The organism is Carboxylicivirga sediminis (assembly GCF_018156225.1).
In the GTDB taxonomy this organism is placed as follows: Bacteria; Bacteroidota; Bacteroidia; order Bacteroidales; family Marinilabiliaceae; genus Carboxylicivirga; species Carboxylicivirga sediminis.
Genome location: NZ_JAGTAR010000073.1, coordinates 1 through 3,518, shown reverse-complemented (window position 1 = coordinate 3,518; position 3,518 = coordinate 1). Strand labels below are relative to the sequence as shown.

At 42.6% G+C, this 3,518-nt stretch carries 3 protein-coding genes; all 3 read right to left on the bottom strand.

Annotated elements, in window-relative coordinates:
* The coding region (locus KDU71_RS22545) for a sulfatase family protein (RefSeq protein WP_212193392.1) at window positions 1-1,511 on the bottom strand (1,511 nt) is incomplete at its 3' end.
* Between the two features lie 44 nt (window positions 1,512-1,555).
* Entirely contained in the window at window positions 1,556-2,995 is a 1,440-nt protein-coding gene (locus KDU71_RS22540) for an arylsulfatase (RefSeq protein ID WP_212193391.1), read from the bottom strand.
* A 15-nt stretch (window positions 2,996-3,010) separates the two neighbouring features.
* Window positions 3,011-3,518, bottom strand: a 508-nt coding sequence (locus tag KDU71_RS22535) for a hypothetical protein (protein ID WP_212193390.1), incomplete at its 5' end; no start/stop codon positions are given.

Sequence of the window (3,518 nt, the reverse complement as noted above, 5' to 3'; positions counted from 1 at the left end):
CCACGTATAGCTTTAAAAGCATTTACCATCTCTGCTAGTTTATCCGGATGTGATTCTGCCACATTATGTTGTTGACTGATATCCTCATTCAGATTATATAACTGAAATACTTCATCGTTACCCAATTCAATATTAACCTGCATATTCTTTTTAGCTCCTTTGTATGGCGGAATCATCAACCAGTCACCTTTTCGCAATGCGGTGCGGGTGGTGGCTTCAATCACTAATTCTTCACGGCCATCAGCACTTTTGCCCATCAACACATCCATTAGCTCTTCACTATCGGTACTTGTTTCCTCTGTTCCGGTTAACTTAGCCAATGAGGCCAATAAATCCATCTGGCAAACTAAGGCGTCTGATACACCTGGCTGAATGGTACCTTTCCAGTAGGTAATAAATGGTACACGGGTGCCAGCTTCAAACAGGCTGTATTTGCCGCCACGTAACGGACCGGCCGGAGTGTGCTTACCTAGTTTCTCAACCGCATCGTCGTAATAACCATCGTTTAAAACTGGACCGTTATCACTTGAGAACACGATTAATGTATTTTCAAGAATGCCTTCTTCTTCCAAGGTTTTGATGAATTCACCAATGCACCAGTCAGCTTCCAAAATAACATCGCCACGAGGTCCCATGCCCGACTTCCCTTCAAATCGTGGATGTGGTGTACGGGGTACGTGCGGCTGCTGCATGGCATAGTACAAGAAGAACGGTTGGTCCTTATGCGTCTTCACATAGTCCTGCGCTTTACCCAGAAAATGGTCGGCCATATCAATATCGCTCCATTTGGCTGCTTCGCCCCCTTTCATATAGCCAATGCGCGGTACGCCATTCACAATGGTTGCATTGTGACCGTGATGCCACATCATGTCGCATAGCTCCGGATTATCCTTTCCTGTTGGCTGACCTTCAAAGTTGTTATTGTAATCCACTTCAATCGGATCATTAAGATCTAAGCCTTCAACCATGCCATTTTCAAGATAGACCGTTGGCACACGATCCTGTGTAGCCGCCATGTAATAGGCATAATCGAAACCAACTTCATTTGGACCCGGTGATACGGCTTCGTTCCAGTTAACATGACCTGTGCCCAAACCTAAGTGCCACTTTCCAACCAGTGCAGTTTGGTAACCTTGTGTCTTTAGCATTTTAGGCAAAGTAACCTGTGCCGTATCAATAATTAAAGGAGCTGTACCGGGTAGTATCTTTGCATTTTTATTTTTCCATGGGTAAACACCCGTTAACAAAGCGTAGCGACTTGGCGTACATGTGGCTGACGATGCATAACCATTGGTGAACTTCACTCCTCCGTTTGCCAAAGCATCAATGTTAGGCGTTTGCAATTCTGTCGCACCATATGAACTTAAATCGCCATAACCCAGGTCATCGAGGTAAATAACCACAATATTTGGTTTTGGGAATTCACTTTTTGTTGCTTTTTTTTCTGGTTGACAAGCTGTAAAAAGTATGGTTAGCACCATGAACAAGCTTGCTAGTTTTGTTCTTATCATCACTTATAATTTATATTAGCTTTTTGTTTCACTGATTTCTTAATCTATTTCTTCTTTTTGTATGGATTGGAACGTTTTGTTAATGGAAATTGAGGATGGGTTGTACGCGCCTCATTCAATATAACCAGTAACTCCTTGCACTTATCCGGGAATTGTTCAGCTACATTTTGCTTTTCAGACATATCTGTCGTGATTTTATACAATTCCACCTTGTTTTGGGCTACAAATCGAAGCAGTTTCCAATCGCCTTTTCTAAGCGCCTGTAACGGTCCTTTGCTTTCGTTAAACTCCCAATACAAATAATTGTGTTGCTCTTGCTCTTTAGCGTTACCTGTTAAAGCAGGCAAAAACGATAGACCATCAATACCATTATCACTAGGTTCCAGGCCGGTAATCTCGCATACCGTTGGCAAAAAATCCCAAAAGGCACTCACATGGCTCGATGTTGTGTTTGGCGCAATTTGCTTTGGCCAACGGGCTGCAAACGGCACTTTAATGCCTCCTTCGTATAAATCGCGCTTTCGTCCTCTGCCATCCCCATTTGAGTTAAAAAACTCATCCGTTAAAAGGTCGTATTCGTGTCCGTTATCGCTGGTAAAAACCACCAATGTATTCTCAGCAATCTTTAATTCATCCAATACATCCAATACTTCACCTATCTGACGATCGACATCACTCACCATGGAAGCGTAGGTAACATGACCATTTTTATCATTCAGGTAATGACCTGCTTTCATTTCGCGCAGAGGCCAGTCTTTATCCTGATACAACGCTTTGCGTTCTGCTGGAATCGTCAACTCATAGTGAGGGGTTGTATAGGCCAGATGCAGATAAAATGGTTGTTCCTGTTTAGCGACCTGACGAATATACTCTTTGGCTTCCTGAGTAAACAAATCGGTAATGTACTGCCCTTTCTTTTCGACCGTAACATTGCCCTCAATGCTTATTAACTCCTCGTTACGATAGACTTGCTCGGGATAATAATGATGTGCAGGCAGATGACGATTAAACCCATAGAAATAATCAAATCCTTGCTGGTTTGGTCTGCCATGACTTAAGTTCTCGGCCAGCCCCCATTTGCCGATAATTGCTGTTGCGTAACCAGCTCTCTTTAATTCCTCGGCAATGGTTACATCTGTAGAATCGATATCAACGGGATTTCCAGATAAGGACCAACGTGGATTGCCACGGACAGTACAATGGCCCAAGTGTTTACCGGTCATCAGTACAGCACGTGAAGGCCCACAAACAGGAGCACCGGCATAATGATTGGTAAAGACGATGCCTTCCTTTGCTAGCTGGTCGATGCGCGGCGTTAGTATCTTATCCTGACCATTAAAGCCCACATCGCCATATCCTAAATCGTCGAGAATAATATAGAGAATATTGGGTTTGTCGATTTCCCTTTCCTTCGTTTTCGCATATGACTGACAGCCAATTGAGGTTGCAAATGTGATGATTACTAATAATAGAACCAGCTTCATAAATACCAATTTAATTTATTGACGGTACGATGGATTATTAGGAACTAAACCTAAACTACCTAAAAAATCAACAGCGGCTGCCTTAGGATTATAGGTTCTGCCTTTCATCTCGCGCGATGCTCTTACTGTTTCTACAAAAGGCTGCTTATTATCCACATACATTAAGTAATGAATCGTCAATAAGGCCAGCATATCATTTTCGTGAAGCAAATAGCTCTTTAATACTGATTGTGCTTCACTACTATTAAACTGATTATAAGCCATGGCTGCAGCTGTAATGGCCACCGGTGCATATTCATCAGACATCGCTTGTTTTATCTCTTTTTCAAAAGGCTGCAATTGTTCTTTTGATTGAGACCGCAAACCTACTGCCGTCCAATAACGAACAATTTTATCAGGATGTGATAAATTCTGCACTTGCTTTGTTGCTGCTTCTTTGCTTCTATCGCCGGATAACCAGGCACTCGCCAAAATATCATTGATGGCATAACTATCACTTAATCGATATTCGTAAGGAGACTGT

Bases quoted from the DNA above. Each gene is read 5' to 3' on its own strand.
- KDU71_RS22540 (WP_212193391.1), bottom strand. From the start codon at position 2,995: ATGAAGCTGGTTCTATTATTAGTAATCATCACATTTGCAACCTCAATT.